This window comes from Nocardia sp. NPDC058058 (assembly GCF_042885355.1).
Classification (GTDB): domain Bacteria; phylum Actinomycetota; class Actinomycetes; order Mycobacteriales; family Mycobacteriaceae; genus Nocardia.
Genome location: NZ_JBHVSA010000001.1, coordinates 3038775 through 3059752, shown reverse-complemented (window position 1 = coordinate 3059752; position 20978 = coordinate 3038775). Strand labels below are relative to the sequence as shown.

At 66.7% G+C, this 20978-nt stretch carries 22 protein-coding genes; 17 read left to right on the top strand and 5 right to left on the bottom strand.

What is annotated here, in order from left to right; translation table 11 throughout:
* Positions 1-126 precede the first annotated feature (126 nt).
* From ACFVUS_RS14310 to ACFVUS_RS14285, 6 genes are all read left to right on the top strand, one after another.
* Positions 127-1395, top strand: a complete 1269-nt coding sequence (locus tag ACFVUS_RS14310; RefSeq protein ID WP_387765035.1) for a glutamate-5-semialdehyde dehydrogenase — start codon at positions 127-129, stop codon at positions 1393-1395.
* Positions 1356-2300 carry an AAA family ATPase gene (locus tag ACFVUS_RS14305; RefSeq protein ID WP_387765033.1) on the top strand — a complete coding sequence of 315 codons (945 nt, stop codon included), beginning with the start codon at positions 1356-1358 and terminating at the stop codon, positions 2298-2300. The genes ACFVUS_RS14310 and ACFVUS_RS14305 overlap by 40 nt, the downstream gene beginning before the upstream one ends.
* A gap of 46 nt (positions 2301-2346) precedes the next feature.
* The gene (locus ACFVUS_RS14300; RefSeq protein ID WP_387765577.1) at positions 2347-3795 is read left to right on the top strand and encodes a VWA domain-containing protein; all 1449 of its coding nucleotides are present in this window, start codon (positions 2347-2349) and stop codon (positions 3793-3795) included.
* A gap of 10 nt (positions 3796-3805) precedes the next feature.
* Entirely contained in the window at positions 3806-4132 is a 327-nt protein-coding gene (locus ACFVUS_RS14295) for an MmcQ/YjbR family DNA-binding protein (RefSeq protein WP_387765031.1), read from the top strand.
* A gap of 129 nt (positions 4133-4261) precedes the next feature.
* Positions 4262-4948, top strand: coding sequence for an RsiV family protein (locus tag ACFVUS_RS14290; protein ID WP_387765029.1), 687 nt, complete (start codon positions 4262-4264; stop codon positions 4946-4948).
* A 119-nt stretch (positions 4949-5067) separates the two neighbouring features.
* Positions 5068-5415: a DoxX family protein gene (locus ACFVUS_RS14285; protein WP_387765027.1), complete on the top strand. Its 348-nt coding sequence runs from the start codon at positions 5068-5070 to the stop codon at positions 5413-5415.
* Positions 5416-5510: 95 nt separating this feature from the next.
* On the opposite strand, the gene ACFVUS_RS14280 is transcribed toward ACFVUS_RS14285, so the two are convergent.
* Together ACFVUS_RS14280 and ACFVUS_RS14275 are read right to left on the bottom strand one after the other, a co-directional pair.
* Positions 5511-5921: a hypothetical protein gene (locus ACFVUS_RS14280; RefSeq protein ID WP_387765025.1), complete on the bottom strand. Its 411-nt coding sequence runs from the start codon at positions 5919-5921 to the stop codon at positions 5511-5513.
* A gap of 107 nt (positions 5922-6028) precedes the next feature.
* The gene (locus tag ACFVUS_RS14275; protein ID WP_387765023.1) at positions 6029-7345 is read right to left on the bottom strand and encodes a helix-turn-helix domain-containing protein; all 1317 of its coding nucleotides are present in this window, start codon (positions 7343-7345) and stop codon (positions 6029-6031) included.
* 190 nt (positions 7346-7535) lie between these two features.
* On the opposite strand from ACFVUS_RS14275, the gene ACFVUS_RS14270 reads away from it, so the two are divergent.
* The gene (locus ACFVUS_RS14270; RefSeq protein WP_387765021.1) at positions 7536-7889 is read left to right on the top strand and encodes a hypothetical protein; all 354 of its coding nucleotides are present in this window, start codon (positions 7536-7538) and stop codon (positions 7887-7889) included.
* A 194-nt stretch (positions 7890-8083) separates the two neighbouring features.
* Here the strand turns inward: ACFVUS_RS14270 and ACFVUS_RS14265 are convergent, their stop codons facing one another.
* The gene (locus ACFVUS_RS14265) at positions 8084-8959 is read right to left on the bottom strand and encodes a hypothetical protein (protein WP_387765019.1); all 876 of its coding nucleotides are present in this window, start codon (positions 8957-8959) and stop codon (positions 8084-8086) included.
* 125 nt (positions 8960-9084) lie between these two features.
* On the opposite strand from ACFVUS_RS14265, the gene sigI reads away from it, so the two are divergent.
* From sigI to holA, 9 genes are all read left to right on the top strand, one after another.
* Complete coding sequence (gene sigI, locus ACFVUS_RS14260) at positions 9085-9951, top strand: RNA polymerase sigma factor SigI (RefSeq protein WP_387765017.1); 867 nt, start codon at positions 9085-9087, stop codon at positions 9949-9951.
* Between the two features lie 21 nt (positions 9952-9972).
* Positions 9973-10617 carry a nicotinate-nucleotide adenylyltransferase gene (gene nadD, locus ACFVUS_RS14255; RefSeq protein ID WP_375955120.1) on the top strand — a complete coding sequence of 215 codons (645 nt, stop codon included), beginning with the start codon at positions 9973-9975 and terminating at the stop codon, positions 10615-10617.
* Entirely contained in the window at positions 10614-11027 is a 414-nt protein-coding gene (gene rsfS / locus ACFVUS_RS14250) for a ribosome silencing factor (protein WP_387765014.1), read from the top strand. The genes nadD and rsfS overlap by 4 nt, the downstream gene beginning before the upstream one ends.
* On the top strand, positions 11027-11686 hold the full coding sequence (locus ACFVUS_RS14245; protein ID WP_387765012.1) for a histidine phosphatase family protein: 660 nt from the start codon (positions 11027-11029) through the stop codon (positions 11684-11686). The genes rsfS and ACFVUS_RS14245 overlap by 1 nt, the downstream gene beginning before the upstream one ends.
* Entirely contained in the window at positions 11676-12455 is a 780-nt protein-coding gene (gene octT / locus ACFVUS_RS14240) for a diglucosylglycerate octanoyltransferase (protein ID WP_387765010.1), read from the top strand. The genes ACFVUS_RS14245 and octT overlap by 11 nt, the downstream gene beginning before the upstream one ends.
* 167 nt (positions 12456-12622) lie before the next feature.
* Complete coding sequence (locus tag ACFVUS_RS14235; protein WP_387765008.1) at positions 12623-13465, top strand: DegV family protein; 843 nt, start codon at positions 12623-12625, stop codon at positions 13463-13465.
* 458 nt (positions 13466-13923) lie between these two features.
* Positions 13924-14940, top strand: coding sequence for a helix-hairpin-helix domain-containing protein (locus ACFVUS_RS14230; protein WP_387765006.1), 1017 nt, complete (start codon positions 13924-13926; stop codon positions 14938-14940).
* A 240-nt stretch (positions 14941-15180) separates the two neighbouring features.
* Positions 15181-16758, top strand: coding sequence for a ComEC/Rec2 family competence protein (locus ACFVUS_RS14225; protein ID WP_387765004.1), 1578 nt, complete (start codon positions 15181-15183; stop codon positions 16756-16758).
* Positions 16759-16800: 42 nt separating this feature from the next.
* Positions 16801-17775: a DNA polymerase III subunit delta gene (gene holA / locus ACFVUS_RS14220; protein WP_387765002.1), complete on the top strand. Its 975-nt coding sequence runs from the start codon at positions 16801-16803 to the stop codon at positions 17773-17775.
* Positions 17776-17886: 111 nt separating this feature from the next.
* On the opposite strand, the gene ACFVUS_RS14215 is transcribed toward holA, so the two are convergent.
* Together ACFVUS_RS14215 and rpsT are read right to left on the bottom strand one after the other, a co-directional pair.
* The gene (locus ACFVUS_RS14215; RefSeq protein WP_387765000.1) at positions 17887-18630 is read right to left on the bottom strand and encodes an LGFP repeat-containing protein; all 744 of its coding nucleotides are present in this window, start codon (positions 18628-18630) and stop codon (positions 17887-17889) included.
* Between the two features lie 189 nt (positions 18631-18819).
* A complete protein-coding gene (rpsT, locus tag ACFVUS_RS14210) occupies positions 18820-19083 on the bottom strand; it encodes a 30S ribosomal protein S20 (protein ID WP_375955107.1) in 264 nt (87 codons plus the stop codon).
* A 208-nt stretch (positions 19084-19291) separates the two neighbouring features.
* On the opposite strand from rpsT, the gene ACFVUS_RS14205 reads away from it, so the two are divergent.
* A complete protein-coding gene (locus ACFVUS_RS14205; protein WP_387764998.1) occupies positions 19292-20926 on the top strand; it encodes a circularly permuted type 2 ATP-grasp protein in 1635 nt (544 codons plus the stop codon).
* The last annotated feature ends 52 nt before the right edge of the window (positions 20927-20978 follow it).

Genomic DNA, 20978 nt, shown 5'->3' with positions numbered 1-20978 from the left:
GTTCGGCGTGGCAGGTGCGCGGGCTCGGCCGGTTGTGCGCGGCGCGCTGGAATGGGCCGCCGAGTCGCCGAATAGCCGTTCGGGCCGGGTAAGTGGGTCGTACCCGGCGGTAAGTACGCTGTAGCCATGACTGTCTCGACCACCACTGAACTGGACGACGTCCGCGAGGTGGTGCATGCCGCGGCGCGCCGGGCCCGGGTGGCGTCGCGCACGCTCGCCCAGCTCACCACCGCTGTGAAGGACGCGGCGCTGCACGCCGCCGCCGATGCCCTGCTCGCCGCGAAGGATCGGCTGCTCATCGCCAATGGCGAGGACATCGAGATCGCGCGTGCCGGTGGCACCGCCGATGCCCAGCTGGATCGTTTGCGCCTGACCGAGGCCCGCATCGACGGCATCGCGTCCGGACTGCGCCAGGTTGCCGGGCTGCCCGATCCGGTCGGCGATGTGGTGCGCGGGTCGACGCTGCCCAACGGTCTGGAGATCCGGCAGACGCGAGTCCCGCTCGGTGTGGTCGGCATGGTGTACGAGGCCCGCCCGAATGTCACGGTCGACGCCTTCGGGCTCACCTTGAAGTCCGGTAACGCGGCGCTGCTGCGCGGTTCGTCCTCGGCGGTGCGCTCCAATGTGGCGCTGGTGACCGTGCTGCGCGAAGCGCTTGCGGCACAGGGCCTTCCGCAGGACGCGGTGCAGTTGCTGCCCGCCGACGACCGCTCCAGCGTCACCCATCTGATCCAGGCGCGCGGGCTGGTCGACGTGGTCATTCCGCGCGGCGGCGCGGGCCTGATCAACGCCGTGGTGCGCGATGCGCTGGTGCCGACCATCGAGACCGGTACCGGCAACTGCCATATCTTCGTGCATCGCGACGCCGATCTGGATATGGCCGAATCGATTCTGATCAATGCCAAGACCCGGCGGCCCAGCGTCTGCAATACCGCCGAGACGGTGCTCATCGACGCGGCCATCGCCGATACGGCCGTGCCGCGGCTGATCAAGGCTCTCGAGACCAGCGGCGTCACCATTCACGGTGATCTGCCCGGTCTGGTGCCCGCCACCGATACCGACTGGGCGGATGAATACCTCTCCCTCGATATCGCGCTCAAGGTCGTCCCCGATCTCGATGCCGCCGTCGAGCACATCAACCACTGGGGCACCGGCCACACCGAGGCCATCGTCACCGGCGACCTGAAGGCCGCCCGCGAATTCACCGGCCGGGTGGACGCCGCCGCCGTCATGGTCAATGCTTCGACTGCGTTCACCGACGGTGAGCAGTTCGGCTTCGGCGCGGAGATTGGCATCTCCACGCAGAAATTGCACGCGCGCGGCCCCATGGGCCTGCCGGAACTGACCTCCACCAAATGGATCGTGTGGGGCGACGGCCAGATCCGGCCCGTCTAGCACTTCGAGGAAAGGCAGCACCCGTGGCTTCTACAGCACCGATCCAGGAGCCGATCTTCAAATCGGTCGACGATGTGATCGAACGCCTGGCCGGAACCGGCTATCTGGCCGATAAGGCCACCGCCACTTCGGTTTTCCTCGCGGACCGGCTCGGCAAACCACTGCTCATCGAGGGTCCGGCCGGTGTCGGCAAGACCGAGCTCTCCAAGGCCGTCGCCGAGGTCGCGGGCGCGGAACTGGTGCGCCTGCAATGCTACGAGGGCGTCGACGAGGCCCGCGCGCTCTACGAGTGGAATCACGCCAAGCAGATCCTGCGCATCCAGGCGACCTCGGAAAACGATTGGGCCGAAACCAAAGCCGACGTCTTCACCGAGGAATTCCTGCTCTCGCGGCCGCTGCTCACCGCCATCCGGCGCACCGAGCCGACCGTACTGCTGATCGACGAAACCGATAAGGCCGATGTCGAGATCGAGGGCCTGCTGCTCGAGATCCTGAGCGACTTCTCGGTCACCGTCCCGGAATTGGGCACCATCACCGCGACGCGCAAGCCGTTCGTGGTGCTGACCTCCAATGCCACCCGCGAGCTGTCCGAGGCGTTGAAGCGCCGCTGCCTGTACCTGCACATCGACTTCCCGGATGAGGACCTCGAGCGCCGCATCCTGGCCAGCCGGGTGCCCGAGCTCAAGCCCGCCGTGGCCGCGCAGCTGGTGCGGGTCGTGCATGTGCTGCGCGGTATGCAGCTCAAGAAGCTGCCCTCGGTCGCCGAATCCATCGACTGGGCGCGCACGCTACTCGCCCTGGGCGCAAAGGATCTGGACGAGAAGACGGTGCGCGCCACGCTCGGTGTGGTGCTCAAACATCAGGCCGACCATCTGCGTGCGCAGTCCGAGCTGAAGCTGGCCTGAGATGGCCGGCTCGTCGAACAAATCCCGCGGGCTGGTCTCCGCGGCCATGCGCGCGGTGAGCGGTGCGCCCGCCGCCAAACCGCCCACGGCGGCCACGTCGACCGCCGAGTTCGGCTTCTCCGGGCATCTGGTCGGATTCGTGGAGGCGTTGCGCGGCAGGGGAATTCCGGTCGGGCCGTCCGAAACCGTCGATGCCGCACAGGTTGTCACGGTGCTGGATCTGATGGACCGGGAAGCCCTGCGGGAGGGGCTGGCGTGTGCGCTGCTGCGCCGCACCACCCAGCGCGCCACCTTCGACGGCCTGTTCGATCTGTGGTTCCCGGCCGCGCTCGGTGAGCGCGTCGGGGCCGAAGAGGTCGAGATCCCGCTCAAGCCCAACGGCGCGGTCGACATTATCGAGCTGCGAAAGATGCTGGCGGAGTTGCTGGTTCAGGACCCCTCCGCCGATCAGGAGCGTCAGCTCCAGGCCCTGGCCGCGCAGATGGTCGAGCAGATGGGCCAGTATCAGGCGGCCGGTGGCCCGTCCTTCTCCGCGTATCAGACATTGAAGGATCTCCAGCCCGAGATTCTGGTGGCCAAACTGCTCGCCGGTCTCACCGCCGGTATGGACAATTCCGATTTCGATACCGAGGTTGCCCGGCGCACCGCGCGTCAGCGCATCAAGGGTTTCCGCGGCACGGTGGAAGCCGAGACCCGCCGCCGCGTCGCCGAACGCATCGGCCGCGAACGCGTAGCCACCTACGGTGTCGCGCGTCAGGCCGAAGACGCCGACTTCCTGCGCATCTCGCAGAACGAACTCGATGATCTGCGCCGCTCCAGCCAGCGCCTGGCTCGAATCCTGGCCTCCCGCTTGGCCGCTCGCCGCCGCCGCTCCCGCCGGGGTGAGATCGACCTGCGCAAGACGCTGCGCAAATCCATGTCCACCGGTGGCGTACCCATCGACCTGGTCACCCGTAAGCCGCGTCCCGGTCGTCCCGATCTCGTACTGCTGTGCGATATCTCGGGTTCGGTGGCCGGTTTCTCCAGCTTCACCATGGTTTTGGTGAACGCTTTGCGCGAACAGTTCTCCCGGGTACGGATTTTCGCCTTCGTGGATCGCGCCGACGAGGTGACCAAACTCTTCGACTCGGTGACGCCGCTGGACCAGATCACCCGTCGCATCTTCACCGAAGCCGATGTCGTCGGCATCGAAGGCCACTCCGACTACGGCTCCGCCCTGGAGGGTTTCGCCGAGAACTTCCCCGACGCCGTCACCAGCCGCACCTCCCTGCTCATCCTCGGCGACGCCCGCAACAACTATCGCGACCCGGCCCTGGGCACCCTCGCCGACCTGGTCGCGGTGGCAAAACACGCCTACTGGCTCAACCCCGAAGCCGAAAAGATGTGGGGCACCGGCGATTCCGCCGCCAAGAAGTACGCGGAGGTAATCGAGATGCACGAATGCCGCTCCGCCCGCCAACTCACCGCCGTAGTCGGCCGCCTGCTACCCGTCTGAGGAGCCACCCATGGATCTCCTGACCTACTGCCTCGCGAAACCCGGTGCCTGGCAGGACGAACCGTGGGAGGGCGATGTGGTTGCCAAGGTGGGGGACAAGATCTTCGCGTTCGTCGGGAGTGGGGCGGCGGTGACGCTCAAATGCGGTAGTAAGCCCGAGGCCGATGAGTTGATCGCCATCTATCCCGGGGATGTCTCGCCGTCGGCGTATATCGGGCGGTACGGGTGGGTGTCGGTCAAGGTGGGCGGCAAGGTGCCCGCGGACGACCTTCGGGAGCTCATCGACGCCTCCTATGACGCCATCGTCGCGAAGCTGCCGAAGTCCAAGCGCCCCTGAGTGGCGTCACCGGCGGGTTCGGGCGGCCGTGAGCAGCGTCATTGGTCGGTCATTGGTGATTCGTTGGCGGGCACCGGGAAGGTAGCGGCAACGACGGGAATCTCCCGCCCTGCCGAACCGGAGCCTGATATGCGACGCCGTGCCCTCGCTCACCTGTTCACCGCCGCCGTGCTGGCGGGCCTGACCGCGTCCGCCGCGACCGTGATCGCACACGCCGACACCGGCTTTCGCATGTCGGAGTACACGCTGACGGGGAGCAATTACAAGATCTCGGTACCGCGCACCGATATCGACGGTGTGGACGGTCCGTACCTGGCCGCTCGCGACGAGTTCAACAGCTCGCTGCGCGGGGCGGCCGACGGGTACATCGCGAAGGTCACCCCGACCCTCAATCTCTCCACGTCGGTGAACTTCACCTACGTGGGTCCGCATCTGCTGAGCGCCAAGCTGGGCGTCGACTACTTCGCCGAGCATGCCGCGCATCCGTACGAGGACTTCACCACCCACACCACCAGCCTCGACAGCGGTAAAGCCATTCAATTGAAGGACGTCTTCACCGATCTGAACGCGGGTCTGACCGTGCTCTCGAAGCAGGCCGCGATCCTGGTTCCCAAGACCAATGCGGGCGACACCTATTACAAGGACGGCATCACCCCTACGGCGGAGAACTATCGCAATTGGGCGGTCGACGCGGGCGGTATGCGCATCTACTTCGGGGAGATCGGTTCGCACGCGGCCGGGAACATCGTGATCACCGTCCCGTGGTCGGCGCTGTCCTCGGTGCTGTCACCGCAGATGAAGGCGCTGGTCTCCTGATCGCCCGAGGGGTGTTTCGGCGGTGTGCGCACACCGATGTCACACCCCGGCGCGCTGCGTCGTCCTCCTGATGAACCGGCCCGAAACCAGGGCCCAGCAACAGGAATCGAGTAGTAGCCATGAATACCGCCTACATCATCGTCACCATCGTCGCGGCCGCCTGGGTCGGCTTCTCGGCGTTCTCACTGCTGCGCAAGGCCGCGTTCGTGGTCGATCCGCTGATCGAATACGGTGTGCCGCAGTCGTGGTGGACGCCGCTGGGCATTGCCAAGGCACTCGGCGCGATCGGGCTGATCGTCGGCCTGTTCATTCCGGCCATCGGCATCGCCGCCGCCATCGGCCTGATCCTGTACTTCGGCGGCGCGGTCATCACGGTGCTGCGCGCCCGCTCGTACAAGACGGTCGCCTTCCCGCTGCTGTACCTGATCCCCGTGGCGGTCGCGGTTGGTCTGGGTGCCGCCGCCTGAGCATGCGTCCCAATCCCGAAGTGACACAGCGCCGACCGGGTAATAGTGGCGCGGCCCTCGCCGCCACCATTACCCGGTCGCTGTCATTTCAGCGGTCAGCCCGGGATCACGAAGCTCCCGTGCCCGGCGATATGCGGCTGATCGGTATCGATGGTGACCTCGATCCGCCCCGGGAGTTTCCCGGTCCAGACCGGCACCCACAGCGCGGTATGACTCCCGTCATCACCAAGGGGGACAATGGGATTGACCGCACTCGCCCCGGTATCGAGATTGCGCCAGCTCACCGTCGCATTCACCGCACAGCCCCCGGAACCCGATGCGAGCGTGGTGAATTCGGCCCGAATCCACATCACCTGATCGCCATTGAAATTCCGCGCCGGATCATAGAACCCCCGCACCTGCCCGATGCAGGGCACTATTCCACCGCCGAGGGTCATCGCGGGATCGATGGTGGTGACCGGATCGGCCGACGCAATCCCCGTCGCACCCACCAGACCGACAATCACACCGGCAACCCCACACAGCGAGCGACGCCAAGCCACGAACACCTCCAGGATCGATTGTTGCGATACCCGACCCTACGAGACGACCGCACCTCCGCGATCAAGATCCGCTAGGCCGCCCGGATGAGCGCATCGAACCGCCGCCCGAAATGCTCTGCCTCGGAGCCCCGCACACCCGCCGCAGCGCGCCGCACCGGCCGCAATTCCGCCACCAGCCGAGGCGAATCAACCTGCGATTCGAGCAAATCCAGCGCCCCGTGCCCCGCCCCGATCGCCGCCGCCGAATCACCGAGCCCGGCAAGCGAAGCCGCGAAATAGGCTCGATACGACGCCTCATCCCGAGGCAGATTCTCCGCCCGATCAATACTGTCGCGGAACAAATCCGCCGCCCGAGTGTGCTGCCCCAGCAGTTTGCGCCCCCGCGCCTCATGCACCCGCAACTCGGCCTCGGTGACGAAGTGCAGCCAGATCGGATCGTCGGGATTATCGAAGCCGCGCTCCAATTCGTGCCAGACCCGTGTCATCGTGTGCGTGAATTCGCGATGATCGCCTATTGCCGCGTGTGCCACCGCTTCTCGGGCCAGGCGTAACGCTTTGAGCCGGGGAGAGGGCACCGAGTTCGCGAGTTCGGTGACCCTGCGCGCGATCCGAATGGGCTCGCGGCCGTGCCGTGGATGATCAGTCGCGGTGATCGTCAAGCCGCCGAGCGCGGCCGCCAGCATTTCGCCATCCCCGGTCTGCTCGGCCAACAGCATCGACTCGGTGTAGCACCAGCGCGCGATCTCCGGGTGGCCACTGTCATGAGCCAGCCATCCGGCACAACTGCACAACCTCCCGGTGGCGGCAGCAAGCGCATCACCGGTTCGCGGACCGTACTCACCGTGGTCCAGCATTCGGCGCGCCAGCCGAAGGTGCTGGAGCGCGAATTCGGTTATCGCCCCGCCGCCCCGGCGATTGTCGTGGTCCCACAGCTGCTCGGTGACATCGCGAAGCGCGGTGACATGGTCGGTGCCGATGAGCATCGCCCCGCTCGCGGTCGTCACCGGCGCAGCAGCTCCCATGAGCGTCATGGTCGCTGCGATACCGAATTGCCTGCGGTCCACGTCGTCGACTCCTTCGCCACACCCCATTTCGATCGTCCACGGGTTGGCGGTTCCTAGCAAGACCGGCAGGAAGGCGGCGCGTGGAACCCCGAGCACGTCCGCCACACGCAGTAGTTCCCGAATATCGAACAGCGTGTCCACCTCGCCACGCTCCACCCGCCCGACATGCGACCGATCCCAGTGCAACAGCTCCCCGAGATCGGCCTGACTCAAACCCATTTCGCGGCGCACGGCCGACAATGCCAAACCGACCTGTCCGTCGGCAAGCAGCTGACGAAACCGCGCAGACCCCCAAATAGGCGATTCGCCACTACCACTGGCCATTCGAGCCCTCCAGGACACGACCGATGATGAAAGCGACTGTAAGACCTGCGAATACCCACCGGGTCGCGCTCACCACATTCCCATTTTGTCAACGGCAGATACTGCGCACACCGGGGAAAATTCCGCCGTCGCCCCGGCCTCCTCCGCAGCCCAGGCTGAGTTCATTCACATCGGCTCAGGGAGGTTCAGGATGACTCGTCCGTACATGGCCCCACGGCCTCTCAAATCCTCATTACCCAAGGCGGTCGGCTACCTGCGTCTCGACCTGAGCGGAACCGCTTGGGAGCGAGACGAATTGGAACTCTTGGAGCTCGCGAGCCAGCACGGCTACGACCTCGTCAAAACCCTCCGAATCGCCCTCGAAATCCGGGAACCGGTGCAGCGCCTACTGATCGTCGTACGCCGCCTGGACGCCCGCGCCGTCCTCACCCCCACCCTCGACCACATCGGCCCTCCCGAACCGATCCGCCGCACCTGCGACCTGATCGTCGGATCACCCGAACTGATATTGCCCCGCTTGCACACCTATGGCGGCGGGCGTTGATTCCAATGGCGGACTGGAGCACATTCGCTCTTGCGGTAATCGGTCAATTGGCGATGGCCGCCATGATTCTCATAGGCGGAATATGGTCGCCATCTACCGAATCCGCATCGAAATGCCGAACCGGCGGTCGTCACCGCGCCGATCGTCGGCGCGGGTATTCGCGACACTCCATACCGCGCCGGAGGATGCCGTTCTCACGTGGTCCGGGTGAGTTCTCCTGTGGCTGATTGGAATTGGGTGCCGTCGGGGGATCGGCCGGTGAGGATTGAGTATTGGGTGGTGCCGTTGGCGCTGATGGACCAGAAGGTCATGGTTAGTTGGCCTTTGGGGGTTTGGCAGGTTTGGGTGGGTGGGGAGAGTTCGGCGGTATTGCCATCTGCCGACAAGGTCCAGGTGCAGCCGTTTTCGAGGGTTGTCAGGTGGATGCGGTTGGCGGGGGCCGGACTGATGTGGATTGTGCCGGTCAGCGGTGTGGGTCCGGTGAACCAGTTGAGGGTGTTTACGCCGGTCAGGACGTTTGCGGGGGTGTAGGTCCAAGTGCCGGTGAGGGATTGGAGGGTTTCCTGGCGGGAGGTGGTGCCTGCGCGTTGGCGTTCGCCTCGGGGGAGGGTGAAGCCTATGTCGCCTATTGGTTGGTGGCTGATGGCGTGGATCGTTTCGGACGCCCGGTCGCCTTGGAATCGGATGTTCCAGACGGTCATGGTGTAGGCGGAGCCGATTACCTTGTTGAAGCAGGACTGGGTGGTGTCTCGGAGGACGAAACCGTCGGGGGCGGGGATGAAGTGCCAGGTGCAGCCCTGGTCGCTGGTGCCGGTGACGCCGCCGGGTTCGCGAGCGAAGGTGACGGTACCTACCTGCGGGAATTGCACGGGGACGGGGATTTCCAGGCCGGCGATATTGGTGCCGGTGGCACGGTCGGGATGGGTGTAGTTCCAGGTGCCGAGGTAGGCGTCGGTCGGGTCGGCGGCCGACGCCGGATCGGGGATGGCGTTGGTGGCCAGGACCCATGCAGTCAGGGCGGCCGCGGTGAGGGCGACGCGTAGTCGGCGGCGAAGTGCGTTGTGGCCCATGATGGTTCCGTTCTTGCTACGGGAGTTCGCTGCTGAAATCCCACTACAGGCAAGGACGGGGCACGGGGATGGGAAGTTACCGGCGGCATCGGTAACTTTTCGCGGGGCTGTCTCGTCCTGGAAATGTGACCGTGTCTGACGCACTCATCAATACTTGGCGGGCCGATCGCGCCTATCTGGTCGATCTGGCGTATCGAATGCTGGGGACGGTGGATGAGGCCGAAGACGCTGTGCAGGAAGCGTTCATGCGGTTCGCGCTCGCCGCGCCGGGCAGCATCGAGGATCCGCGGGCCTGGCTGACCGTGGTGACCAGTCGGCTCTGTCTGGATGTGCTGCGCTGTGCCCGGGTGCGGCATGAGTTTCCGGGGGATCCGGCGGTGGCGCTGGCGGCGTTCGCCGATCCCGCCTCGCCCGCGGACCGCGTAACCCTCGATGACGAAGTGCAATTGGCGCTGCTGCTCCTGCTGCAGCGGTTGAGTCCGGCCGAACGGGTCGCCTTCGTGCTGCACGATGTCTTCGCCATGCGCTTCGAGGACATCGCCGAAACCCTCGGCAAGCCGCCGGGCACCTGCCGTCAGCTGGCGCGCCGCGCCCGGCTCAAGATCGCCGCCGACGCGGGGCTGAATTTCGTCGAGAAGTACGAACACCGGCGCGTCACCGAACGATTCATCGCCGCCTGCGCGGGCGGCGATCTCCTCGAACTGCTCGACGTACTGCATCCGCAGGCGTGGGGGCGCGTCACCTTCACCACCGATTCCGGTCTCGCGTCCGTCATCACCCAGGGACCGAACAGCGTGGCCGACAGCCTGATCCGCTACTACGGCCCGCACATCACCCTGGTCTCGTACCCGGCCACCAACCCCGTACTGCTCGCCTTCCGCGCGCAACGCCTGTTCGCGGCACTGAAACTGACCCTGTCCGACGGCCTGATCCAGCGCATCGACACCACTGTCGACCCCGGGCGAGCCGCCGCTGCGCCCGGTTCCGGATAGCCCCCGGTAAGCTCGGGTTTTGTGCATACGAACGGGCGCCGCAAGCTAGGGGTGATGGGCGGCACCTTCGACCCCATCCACCACGGGCACTTGGTCGCGGCCAGTGAGGTGGCTAATCGGTTCGCGCTGGACGAGGTCGTTTTCGTCCCGACCGGACAGCCCTGGCAGAAGGCCGACAAGTACGTCAGCTCGGCGGAAGACCGCTATCTGATGACCGTCATCGCCACCGCGAGCAATCCCAGCTTCTCGGTCAGCCGCACCGATATCGACCGCGGTAAGAAGACCTACACCGTCGACACCCTGCGTGAGCTGCGCGAACAGTATCCCGAAGCCGATCTCTACTTCATCACCGGTGCCGACGCGCTGGCCAGCATCCTCACCTGGCAGGATTGGGCCGAACTGTTCGAACTGGCGAAATTCGTCGGAGTGAGTCGTCCGGGGTACGAATTGAACATCGACCATCTGGCCGACCATCTCCGCAACTACCCCGCCGACGCCGTCACCATGATCGAGATCCCGGCGTTGGCGATCTCGTCCAGCGAATGCAGAAGGCGGGCGAGTGAAGGCCGGCCGGTGTGGTACCTCGTCCCCGACGGGGTCGTGCAATACATATCTAAGCGGCACCTGTATGTGCCGGACAGCAACGGGAAGGTAGCAACAGGGTGAGCGCATCCGTCGAAGCGGTGAAGATGGCAACGGTGGCCGCATTGGCGGCCGACGAGAAACTGGCAACGGACGTAGTGATTCTGGACGTCTCCGAGCAGCTGGTGATCACCGACTGCTTCGTGATCGCGTCCGCGCCCAATGAGCGCCAAGTCAACGCGATCGTCGACAATGTCGAGGACAAGCTGCGCGAGGCCGGATACAAGCCGGTGCGCCGCGAGGGCACCCGCGAGGGCCGCTGGGCGCTGCTCGACTACGTCGAGATCGTCATCCACATCCAGCACAATGACGAGCGCGACTTCTACGGCCTGGAACGGCTCTGGAAGGACTGCCCGCAGGTGCCGGTCGAAGGTTTGGAAGATCAGCGCGCGAAGGCCGCCGAGGCCGGAGACGACGAGGCCGGAGCCGAGTAGTGAGCAAGCTTGCCGGCGTCCGCCGTTTGATCCTGTTGCGGCACGGGCAAACCGAATGGAACGCCACCGATCGCATGCAGGGCCAGATCGACACCGAACTCAGTGATGTCGGCCGACGACAGGCCAAGGACTGCGCACCGGATATGGCGTCCAGCGATGTGCTGGCCATCATCTCCTCGGATCTGCGGCGCGCCCACGACACCGCCCTGTGCGTCGGTGAACACGCCGGGCTGCCGGTGACCACCGACATCCGGTTGCGCGAAACCGATCTCGGGCAATGGGAGGGGCTGACCCATCACGAGGTCGACGCCCTCGCCCCCGGCGCGCGCAAGGAGTGGCGGATGGACGCCACCTTCACCCCGCCCGGCGGTGAATCCAAACTCCAAGTGGGCGCTCGCGCACTGCCCCTGGTGCAGGAACTGTTCACCGAGCGCCCCGACTGGCCCGGCCGTACCATCATCCTGGTCGCGCACGGCGGATTGATCGCGGCGCTGACCGCGGCGATCCTCGACCTCCCGCCGGTGAACTGGCCGGCCCTGGGCGGGCTCGCCAACACCAGCTGGGTGCAGTTGACCAGCCACGGTCCGAGCCTCGACCGGCCCGGCTGGCGACTCGATGTATGGAACGCGCTGGCGAAGGTAGCTCCCGATGTCCTCTGACACCTCCGAGTCCGCTGATATACCCGAACAGCAAGCCTCCGGCGAACGGCCGGTGCTGCTGGTCATCGCCGACTCGCTGTCCTACTTCGGGCCCAAGGGCGGGCTGGCGGCGGATCATCCCCGCATCTGGCCGAATCTCGTTGCGGCCGAACTGGGCTGGGATGTGGAGTTGGTGGCGCGCATCGGATGGACCTGCCGGGACGCCTACTGGGCGCTGATCGGCGATCCGCGGGTGTGGGCGACCGTGCCGCGCGCGGGAGCCGTGGTGTTCGCGACCGGCGGCATGGATTCGCTGCCGTCACCGCTGCCGACCGCGCTGCGCGAGCTGATTCGTTATGTGCGACCGTCTTTCGCGCGGCGACAGGTGCGCACCGCGTACAACTGGGTGCAGCCCAAGCTTTCCCCGCTGGGGTGGCCGGTGGCGCTGCCGCCCGCGGTGAGCGTCGACTACCTGGAGCAGTCGCGAAACGCGCTGGCGGGGTTGAGGCCCGAGCTTCCGATGGTGGCGGTACTGCCTTCGGTGCATCAGTGCGATGCGTACGCGCGGCATCACAGCGGACGCGAGCCCATGGTCAAAGCGGTCACGAAATGGGCTGACACCCATTCGATTCCGCTGGTCGACCTCGGGGAAGCCGTGCGCGAGAACGTCTTCCACGGTGAAGCTAATCCGGACGGCATCCACTGGGGCTGGGAAGGGCACGTCGCGGTCGCGCAGGCCATGGTCAAGGCGCTGTCCGAGGCGACGGCCCGCGAGGTTCGGACTGCATGAGAAGCTCGGACGGCAGAATGGGCTCGTGCGGGTCGAACCGCGCGACCGGTGCGCTCGGTGGGGCGGGCGCGCTCGGGCCGGACGGTACGTCAGGCGCGCGCGGCGGCATGGGCACGCGACACTCTGACGGTGTGAAAGGCAATGTGCGCGAGGGGGATCGCTAGCCGATGCCCGTGGTGGTAGTGACCGATTCGTCGGCCAGTCTGCCCGCCGACCTCGCCGCGGAATTGGGCGTGCTCGCGGTGCCGCTGCACATTCTCGTCGACGACCGGGAGATCCGGGAGGGCGTGGACGAATGCGATATCGACTACAGCTCGTCCACGGTGACCACCTCGGCGGCATCGCCGGGTGATCTGAAGGCGGTGTACGAACAGGCGCTGGAGCTCAGTGGCGGGGATGGCGTTGTCGCGGTGCACATTTCGCGACAGCTGTCGGGGACCTGGGAGGCCGGGCGGCAGGCCGTGCGCGATATGGACGCCGCCGACAAGGTGCGGCTGGTCGATTCGCTCAGCGCCGGTTTGGGGACGGGCCTGCCCGTGCTGGCCGCCGCACGTCGCGCCCGGACCGGCGCACCGCTCGATATCGTCTACGACGCGGCGGTCGCCGCCGCCAGTCGAGGACGGGCGTTCATCGTGGTCAACCGCACCGAGCAGCTGCGCCGCGGCGGACGATTGAGCTCGGCGGCCGCGTTCTTCGGCACCGAGCTGGTTACCAAGCCGATTCTGCAAATCGTCGACGGGCGATTGGAATTGCGTGAGAAGGCCCGCACTCGCTCCAAGGCCTTCGCCAAGCTCGTCGCGGCCGCGGTCGACGCGGCCGGTGACGACGGCGCGACGGTGGCGGTGCAGCATCTGGGCGCGGAGGAGGCGGCGAACACCATCGCCGGTCAACTCCGCGACCTGATCCCCGGCATTCGCGAACTGATCGTCGCCGAGTTCGGGCCGACGCTCGGAGTACATCTCGGCATGGGCGCGGTCGGCGCGCTCGTGGTGCCGGGCGGCTGCGGCTGACCAGCCGGAACGCGTGCGGAATCCGGTTATCCACAACCGAAGAACCATCCACAGGCTGATCGAAATCCCAGGTCGCTCCCACGGCCCGATCCGGCGCGACCCATACCGTCGCTCCCATGCCGAAAACCGACGAACGCAGCGAGGTCAGCCGCCGCCTCGGCGGCCTCACCCACCCCCGACCGCCCACTCCTCAACCCGAATCACCGGCCGCCCCGGCGCCATTCGCACCCACTCCGCCCCACCGGCCGCGCTGGGACGACGATTCTCTGACCCCGGCCCGCACGGTCAGAAGCTGTGAGTCGGACGGCTGGGACAGCGACCACGCCGAGATCCCGCAGGACTCCGCCGGCCGGCGCGAAATCCGGGGCACCCGAGCCGCAGGGCACACAGACCCGCCGGACCCGCACCCGTCCGCCATTGATGTCGCAGATCGCGACGAGCCGGACCAGTCGGGCCGAATGCGCGGAGACTCGGGCGGATCATCAACTCCCGCATGGCTGTCCGAGCCCTGCGGTCCCGTCTCGCTCTGGCATGAACGCCTGGTGCCCGAGCGCTTCCGGGGCACCCGCTGGGACCCGGGTCCACGCGGCGCGGTGGTCCTGACCGCCGTCGCGGTTGCCGTCGTCGTGCTCGCGGCACTCATGACATTCCGGGAAAGGCCGGTGGCGCAGGCGGTTCCGCCGATCACGGTCGCGGGTACGAGCGCCATCGCCGATCCGGACGCCGGCTCAGGTGGCTCGGGTGGCTCAGCCGCGACGGTCCCCGCCGCCAAACCCGCGGTGCCCAGAACCACCGCGCCCGCACGCGTGAATCCGCCGGGTAGCGGGTCGACCGCACAGATTCCGGCCGGCTCGAATCCGCCTGGCGGTGCACTGGCCGCGCAGGTTCCCGCGGGCGGATCGAACCCATCGGGTGGCGGGCTCGCGGCGCAAACGCCTGCCGCCGAACCGAATTCGGACGCCGAGGTGAACGGGCACCCCGCCAATACCGGAGAGGTGGTGGTGAGCATTATCGGCCTGGTCGAGCACGGCGGCCTGCGCCGCTTCCCGCCCGGGGCCCGCATTGCCGATGCCCTCAAAGCCGCCGCCCCGCGCCCCGAAGCCGACCTGTCCGGCCTCAACCTGGCCCAGCACCTCTGCGACGGCGACCAACTCATCGTCGGCCGCACCGGCCCCCGCCCCGGCACCCAACAGGTCGGCAGCAAGGTAGTCAACTCGTCCGGAACCCCCTCTGCCGCATCCGCATCCGCGACCGCCGGAGCAACCCGAACCACCGGCCCGCCCCAAAAGGTCAACCTCAACACCGCCACCGAGGCCCAACTCGACACTCTCCCCGGCGTAGGCCCCATCACCGCCCGCGCCATTCTCACCTGGCGCACCCAGCACGGTCGCTTCACCTCGATAGACCAACTCGCCGAAATAGAAGGCATCGGCCCCGCCCGCCTCAACCGCCTCCGCCCGGCGGTGACGGTATGACCCGCCCGAAGATTGATTCATATGGCCCCCGGCGACCCGCCGCAAGGAATTCACGATGTGGGCATATGCGCATTCATGCAGGAGTGTCGTGCGATGTCGGCGGCGAGTGGAACCCGAGTGGCGGGGACATCGAACGGCAGATGCTGATTCCTGTCAGCATGGTGCGAACGCCGAAGTCCGGGTGCGTTGATGCCGAGTGCGGCAAGGAGTGTCGACCTTCGACAGGCGGGCGGTGTCCCCGTGGCAACCGGTGAGGACGGGGCTCGGATGACATCCGGTGCGGGCGGCGAAGGTGAGGGGGCGGGCGAACTCGGGGAAGAGGTGCCCGAGGAACTGGATGCTCGGTTGGTGCCTGCCGCGTTCTGCTGTTGGGGGGCAACGATTGTGGCGCTGGTGGGCGGCTGGCGGATCGGGATATTCACAGCGGTCGGTTGTCTGTTGCTGGGGGTGGGGGTGTGGGCGCTGCTGATCAGGTCCGGGGGCTGGCGCAGGGGTGCGGGGTGGGTGATGTTGGCGGCGTTCTCGGTGGGGGCGGGATTTGCGGGGGCGGGGGCCTGGCATGAGTGGCGGGTGGCGGGGCATCCGTTGCGGGCGGTGGGGAAGGGGGTGCGCGTTCAAATCGCCGTTGTTGTGACTGATGACCCGAAGGTGTTGGCAGAGAAGAAGTTCGGGGGGAATAAGGTGATGCTGCGGGGTGACCTGGTGGAGTTTCGGGCGGGCGGGAAGATTGTTCGGGGCGGGGGAGCGGTAGTGGTGCTCGCGCCGGAAGCCGGGTGGCGGGGATTGCTGCCCGGGCAGGAGGTGGTTTTTCGGTCGCGGGTGGCAAACGCGGGGCGTGCCGATCTGACGGTGGCCATACTTCGAGCGGAAGGCCCGCCGATGCGGGTTGGCGAGCCGCCGTGGTGGCAGCGGGCGGCGGGACAGGTGCGGGGGGATTTCGCGACGGCTGCGCAACGGTCCCTGCCCGGGGATGCGGCGGGGCTGTTACCCGGACTGGTGATCGGTGATACCTCTCGACTTCCGGATCGAGTGCGGGAGAATTTCCGGGAAACCGATCTGGCGCACCTGACCGCCGTAAGCGGTGCGAACATCACCATTCTGCTTGCGGCCGTACTGGTTTCGATGCGTGTGTTGACCGTGGACCCGCGCGTCGGAGCTGTAGCGGCGGGCATCGCGCTGATGATGTTCGTAATCCTGGCGCGCCCCTCTCCCAGTGTGTTGCGGGCCGCGGTGATGGGCGCGGTCGCGCTGCTCGCGTTGTGTACGGGCCGCAGGAAACAGGCACTACCCGCGCTGTGTACGGCGATCATCGTACTGCTCGGTTGGTCGCCGCAGTTGGCGATGGATGCCGGATTCGCGCTCTCGGCGCTCGCCACGGCGGGGTTGATCGTGCTTGCCCCCGGTTGGTCGGATTGGCTTCGCGCGCATGGGTGGTGGCGAATTCCGGCTGATGCGTTCGCGGTGGCGGCGGCCGCCTTCGTGGTCACCACACCGGTGGTGATCGCGCTGACCGGGCACCTGAGCCTGGTGGCGATCGTGGTGAATGTATTGGTGGAGCCGGTGATCGCGCCGATCACCATCGTGGGTGCGCTGGGGGCGATCCTGTCCTGCTGTTGGACCCCGATCGCGGAGCTCGTGCTGTACTGCACCGCGTCGCCGCTATGGTGGCTGCTCACCGTGGCCGAGCGGTTCGCCGCCCTGGGTGCGTCGATCACGCTGCCGACCGGTGTCCGCTCCGGTGTGGTCGCCGCGGTGCTGTGCGGATTGCTGCTGGCCGGGCTGCGGCCACGTGCGCCGCGACCGGACACACCGTCGTAGCCGGGATGCGGGGTTGTCGGGGTGGGCTCGTAGGATCGCGGGGTGAGCCAACGACCAGCGCCCCTGCATCTCGTGCTCGGTGATGAAGAATTGTTGATCGAGCGGGCGGTGTCGGGGATCACCGCGCAGGCGCGGGCCGCTACGTCGGAGCCGGATTCCATGCCGGTGGATCGGCTGCGAGCGGGGGATGCGAGTACGGCCGAGTTGGCTGAGCTGCTGAGTCCTTCGCTTTTCGCGGAGGATCGGGTGATCGTGCTGGAGGCCGCGGCCGAGGCGGGCAAGGATGCCGTCGCGGTGGTCACCGATGCCGCGTCCTCGCCACCCGAGGGTGTGGTGCTGGTGATTCTGCATTCGGGCGGCGGGCGCGCGAAGGCGCTCGCACCGGCATTGCAGAAGATGGGCGCGGTGGTGCATCAGGCCGCCAAGGTCGCCAAGGCCGGTGAGCGGGTCGAGTTCGTGCGCAATGAGTTCCGCGCCGCGAATGTGCGCGCCTCGGCCGACGTGGTGCAGGCCATTATCGAGGCGGTCGGCAACGATCTGCGCGAATTGGCCGCTGCCACTTCACAATTGGTCGCCGATACCGGCGGCAAGGTCGATATCGCCGCCGTGCACCGCTACTACTCCGGCCGGGCCGAGGTCACCGGATTCGATGTCGCCGACCTCGCGGTGGCGGGCGATCGCGCCGCCGCCATGGAGGCATTGCGCTGGGCCACCGACCGCGGTGTGCCGGCCGTGTTGCTCGCCGACGCCCTGGCGGATTCGGTGCACACCATCGCGCGCGTGGGTTCGGCCGGGCGCGGTGACCCGTTCAAACTCGCGGGCGATCTCGGCATGCCGCCGTGGAAGGTGAAGAAGGCCCAGGGCCAGGCGCGCGGTTGGACCGGAGTCACCATCGGCCAGGCACTCAAGGTCGTCGCCGGTCTGAACGCCGACGTCAAAGGCGGTGCGGCCGATACCAATTACGCCCTCGAACACGCCCTCGCACGCATCCTCGACCTCCGAGAATCCGCCTCCTGAGCGAACGGGTTCGGCGGGAACCACCTCCGCCCAGTCGAATTCACCGGAAGGCGCGAACGGCCCGGCGAGAATCACTCTCGCCGAGCCGAATTCACCGATGCCGTGAGCGCCTCACGGCTCCCAGGTGATCTGGCCGCCCTCGAACTGCTGGGCCTTGCCGTCCTTGTAGTTGTACTCATCGCTGGTCGGGTAGCCGTAGCGGCCGTTCTCCGAACCGTTGCGCACCCACTCGTCGCGGATCGCGCCCCAGATGGTGCGGGTGCCGCCCTTCTGCGAGGTGTAGATCGCGCCACCTTCGAAGAGCTGGTAGCGGCCGTCACCCTTATTGGTCTTTGCCTCATCGGAGATGGGGAAGCCCAGCGGGCTGTTCTCCCACCCGGCCGCGGCGTACTTGTCGCGAATCGCGCCGCTCACCACGTGCGTGCCCGAACCGATCGACCAGTAGATCGATCCGCCCTGGAAGTGCTGGAACCGCCCCGGCTTGCCGGTCGCGCCCTCATCGGTGGTCGGGTACTTCAGCGCACCGGATTCCGCGCCCACCCCGCGCCACTTCTCCCGAATCGCACCGCCGATGGCGTGCGCGTCGGTCGCGGGCGTCCAGTAGATGGAGACGTTGTTGGCGAACTCCTGCTTCTTACCGCCGGCGGCGGCATCGGTTTCGGGCCCGGTCGGATCACCGAAGAATCCCGGCCCGCCCGCCGCGTCGTACTCGACCTCGATCGCCCCGCCCACATCGAACGGTCCGATCGGCCGGGCGGCAGCCGTGCCGACTCCGGTCGCCAGCGCGACCGCGACCGCACCGGCGGCCACCGCCGTCCTGGTCCAGGACGAATTCTTCGGGCTCAGCGATGTCAAGAGATCTCCCAATGCAGCTGGTATGTACGTCCCCCGACGTTCCGGCGGCCCCTGCGGCCAACCGCAGCCATCTTGCAGGGAACCGCGCGACTCGGCAAGTTCCCAGGTTCGTGAAACGACAAAACCACCGTGGTCATCGTGGCCACGGTGGTTGTTCGAAGCATGATGCCGGTACGTATACCGGGGTGATCAGCCGAGCTTGTTGAAAGCCAGCGACAGCGCCGACTTCTTGTTGGCGGCCTGGTTGGTGTGGATGACACCCTTCGAGGCGGCCTTGTCCAGGCTCTTGCTCGCGGACTGCAGCAGCTCGCTCGCCTTGTCCTTCTCGCCCGCCGCAGCGGCCTCGCGGAACTTGCGGATCGAGGTACGCAGCGCGGACTTCACCGACTGGTTGCGCTGACGCGCAAGCTCATTGGTACGGATCCGCTTCATCTGGGACTTGATGTTGGCCACGCTTGTTTCCTCGTGTTCCTTCGTTTGGTGGTTTATGCGGGAAGCAAAGTCTTCGGGCGCACTACGCAGCCTGTAGCGCAGCACCGACGGTCGAGGTTACCAGGCAACAGTCCGGGGTATGAAATCGACCCTGCCCGAAATACCCCCGATACGAGAAATTTATCCCGGTCCAACTGCGTGTTGCTCCTGCGTGATGGACTATTTTTGCATGACCCCCGCCGCAGCCGCACGAGTGGCCGCGGCCGCTCCCATAACGAACGGCCGTGCCGAGACCAACGGTGCGCACACAGGAGTCTTCGAGGGATATCGCCCCGGGCGCTATTCGAAGGCCTATGACGAGATGTTCGATCCCTCCGGCAAGCCGCGGGCGCCCTATCGGGGCATCTTCGCCGCGCTCGCCACCATCGACGCCTCCGATCTGGCGGCGCGAGCCGAGGCGCTGGCCCGGGCCTTCGTGGATCAGGGCATCACCTTCTCCCTTTCGGGCCAGGAGCGGCCGTTTCCGCTGGACCTGGTGCCCCGGGTAATAGCCGCCACCGAATGGACCAAACTCGAGCGCGGCATCAAACAGCGGGTGCGCGCCCTCGAGGCGTTCCTCGCCGATGTCTACGGCGAACAGACCATCCTGCGCGACCGGGTCATCCCGATGCGGCTGGTCACCTCGTGCGCGCACTTCCATCGCGAGGCCACCGGACTCGTCCCGCCCAACGGTGTGCGCATCCACGTCGCGGGCATCGATCTGATCCGCGATGAGCACGGCGACTTCCGGGTGCTCGAGGACAATCTGCGCTCACCGTCCGGTGTTTCGTACGTCATGGAGAACCGCCGCACCATGGCGCGGGTGTTTCCGGACCTGTTCGCCTCGCACCGGGTGCGCGCGGTCGGTGACTATCCGAGCAATCTGCTGCGCGCCCTGCGCTGCGCCGCCGCGGCCAATGAGGCCGATCCGACCGTGGTGGTGCTCACACCCGGTGTGTTCAACTCCGCGTACTTCGAACATTCGCTGCTGGCCCGGCAGATGGGCGTGGAATTGGTCGAGGGCCGCGACCTGTTCTGCCGCGACGGCGTCGTCTATATGCGCACCACGGCGGGGGAGCGGCAGGTCGATGTCATCTACCGCCGCATCGACGACATCTATCTGGACCCCATGCAGTTCCGCCCGGATTCCATGCTCGGCGTCGCCGGAATCCTGAACGCCGCGCGCGCCGGGACGGTGGTGCTGGCCAACGCCGTCGGCAATGGCGTCGGTGACGACAAACTCATCTACACCTATGTGCCCGCGTTCATCGAGTACTACCTGGGCGAGAAACCGATTCTGCCCAATGTGGATTCATATCGCTGCTGGGAACCCGAGGAGCGCGACGAGGTGCTCGATCGGGTCGCCGAACTGGTGGTGAAACCGGTGGAGGGCTCCGGCGGCTACGGCATCGTCATCGGACCCGACGCCACCCCGAAGGAATTGGAGGCGATACGCCGCAAGGTGCGTGCCGATCCGCGCGGCTGGATCGGCCAGCCGGTGGTGCAATTGTCCACGGTGCCAAGCAAAATCGGGCCGAAGCTGGCCCCGCGGCATGTGGATCTGCGACCGTTCGCGGTCAATGACGGTGAGGACATCTGGGTGCTGCCGGGCGGTTTGACCCGCGTGGCGCTGCCGGAGGACTCGCTGGTGGTGAACTCCAGTCAGGGCGGCGGGAGCAAGGACACCTGGGTGCTGGCCCCGAGAACCTCGGGGGCGGAACGGGAGTTGGCCGGGGAGCAATTGGTGAGCGAACAGCTCATTCCGGGGGATCGCGATCAGGCGCGAGAACCCTCGCCCGCCCGGGCGAATCAACAACAGCAATAGCAAACAACAGCAATAGCAACGGCGCTGCTGATGGGTGGAATTACAGCGTTAG